Origin of the sequence: Tropicimonas sp. IMCC6043, from assembly GCF_004146235.1 — a bacterium.
GTDB lineage: Bacteria > Pseudomonadota > Alphaproteobacteria > Rhodobacterales > Rhodobacteraceae > Tropicimonas.
The window spans coordinates 1-1,631 of record NZ_SELO01000112.1 but is presented as its reverse complement, the minus strand read 5'-3'; the positions used below and the strand labels follow the sequence as shown (position 1 = coordinate 1,631).

Below are 1,631 nucleotides of genomic sequence, written 5' to 3'. Positions count from 1 at the left end.
AACGTCCTATGTCGGGAAGCTTTGGCGGCTTGAAGCATCAGGTCTTGGAGCATCCGGTATTCCGGATGCCCTGATATGGTTGCCCAGACGGGTTTCGCCGTCAAGAAACGGTCTCTCCCATAGCAAACACAGGGTACGCGCGGCGGCGGCCCTCACCGTCCTCAAGACGAGATCCTGCATCCCAAGCGAAAAGCCCGAACATTATCTACGAGGTCGCTCTACGCCTCCACGGCTCGAAAGAGAGGGGTCCTTCCGCCTGGGCTCGCCCCCTCGAAGAAGGGACGATAGGGTTCGCCGTGCTTGATCACGGCGTGTACGGTGCGCGCCATCTTGGCGGCTACGGCGGTGTATGCCTTGCGCCGGAGATGGGGATTGTGCCGATCTTGCGAGATGTAGCGTTCGAACTTGTCGCGAAAGCTGTTGGTCCGCTTCAACACGGCCGTCTGGCCAGCCATCCAGAGGGTGCGTCGCAGTCGGGCATTGCCGTATTTCGAGATCCTGCTCTGCCCGCGGAACATGCCGGACTGGACGGTGGCGAGGTCCATGCCGCAGAATTTCAGAAACTGCCGGTGATGACCGAACCTGCGAAGGTCGCCGGCTTCGGCCAGGATGGTCATGGCATTGATCGGCCCGATGCCGGGAATGCTCGTCAGCAGCCGGTAGTCGGCATGATCGGACAACAGCTCGACAGCCCGCGCCTCGATCTCGTCGCGTTGCCGGACAAGGCTGCGCCCCTCGGCCAGGACGAGGCGGAACATGCGGACCGCATCGGAGTCCGGGTGGACAGGAAGCCCCACCGAGCCGGCAGCCGTCGCATAAATATCTGAAAGCAGGCGCTCTTTGGAAACCTTGCGCCCGACCACATCCCATGCCGCCTCAATGAACACCTCCTGCGACAACGCCGTGATCATGTGCGGCGACGGGAACCGCTCGAGGAAGGCCAGGAACCAATCGGTCCGGGAACTGCGGTGGAACCGTTCGGCCTCCGGGAAATACAGCGGCAGGTAATGCGTCAGGATGCGATGCCAGAGCTCGGTCTTCGAACGCGAGACTATCTCGTGCGTCTTCGACAGCTCCTGGATGTCGTTGGTGCCGGCCGCAAGCGGATCATGGAAGAACTGGACCGCCCCGATCTCCAGCATGTGCAGGATGACCTGGGCGTCCTTCGGATCGTTCTTGTCCCAGCTGTTGTGCAGCGCCTCGCGCGTCCGGGCCAGGGCAACGGAGGACACGAGCTTCAGTTCGAACCCCGATCGGCCGAGATGATGCGCCAGAGACCGGTGGTAGTTTCCAGTGGCCTCGAAGCCGACACGGACCGGCAGAGAATACGCCGCGAGCAGCTCGCGCAGTCGTTCGAAATCCTCCAGCGCGTTGCGGATCGTCAGCCGCCGTCGCCGCTGCTTGCCGGGAACGGAGATCAGGATCTCGTGCCGGTGCTTGGAAATGTCGATGGCTACAAGCACGGTCGGCGCGGTTGTAGAATTGATGGCGGTCATAGCCGGTCTCCTCATCAGTGTGGTTCAGCCAAACCACTGTTGAGACCTGAAAACCGGTTATGGCCACCAGCTGCGCAACTCGGGGGCTCCGCAGGCGGCCATAACCTCCCGAACCGAAGGATTCCCGACGTGCTA

The 1,631-nt window shown here is 62.0% G+C and carries 1 protein-coding gene; it reads right to left on the bottom strand.

The window, feature by feature from the left end:
• Positions 1-218: 218 nt before the first annotated feature.
• A complete protein-coding gene (locus EU800_RS25945; RefSeq protein ID WP_129636340.1) occupies positions 219-1,496 on the bottom strand; it encodes an IS110 family transposase in 1,278 nt (425 codons plus the stop codon).
• Between the last annotated feature and the right edge of the window lie 135 nt (positions 1,497-1,631).